The sequence below is a fragment of the Colwellia sp. MB3u-55 genome, from assembly GCF_014076785.1.
Lineage (GTDB): Bacteria > Pseudomonadota > Gammaproteobacteria > Enterobacterales > Alteromonadaceae > Colwellia_A.
Map to the genome: position 1 here is coordinate 1 of NZ_JACGUS010000044.1, position 491 is coordinate 491.

1 protein-coding gene is annotated in these 491 nt (G+C 35.2%); it reads right to left on the reverse strand.

Annotated elements, in window-relative coordinates:
• Positions 1-131 precede the first annotated feature (131 nt).
• The gene (locus H4J66_RS01165) at positions 132-350 is read right to left on the reverse strand and encodes a hypothetical protein (protein WP_182169491.1); all 219 of its coding nucleotides are present in this window, start codon (positions 348-350) and stop codon (positions 132-134) included.
• Between the last annotated feature and the right edge of the window lie 141 nt (positions 351-491).

The following is a 491-nucleotide window of genomic DNA, read 5'->3' on the forward strand; positions in this document are numbered from 1 at the left end:
GCTATCATTGCCTGTGTTAGAAAAATGATTGTGATCTTAAATTCGATGGTGAGAGATGGTGTCTATTGGGACCCAAAAATGAATCAATAATTAAGAATTGACACCATAGTCACTTGTTATGTGGCTTTAGTTTAAAAAGGACTTTTACCATACTTTGATTTAAGCGACTTTCTAAAAGGGATTAAGGTTGATATTAAGAATAAACATATAACACCAACAAAAAATAACAAGCCGCGAATAACTCCATGTTCATAACCTATTAAACTGGCGGAAATTAAACTGATTAATGCTACTGCAATAATAGCTAGTTTATGCGAATTCCAATATAGAGTTAAACCTTCAGATTTCATAATCCCCCTCAGCCACATAACGCCACGTTAAGCGGCAAAAAATTGTTGGCTAAAATTGTGAACGGAGTGAAACAGCCAACTGTTTTTTGTCCGTTTGAACGCCTTGTTAGATGAATGTTACCAGAACCACATGTTTTGACC

What these genes read in the sequence shown, in the direction of transcription:
- H4J66_RS01165 (WP_182169491.1), bottom strand. Translation starts at nt 350, where the DNA reads ATGAAATCTGAAGGTTTAACTCTATATTGGAATTCGCATAAACTAGCT.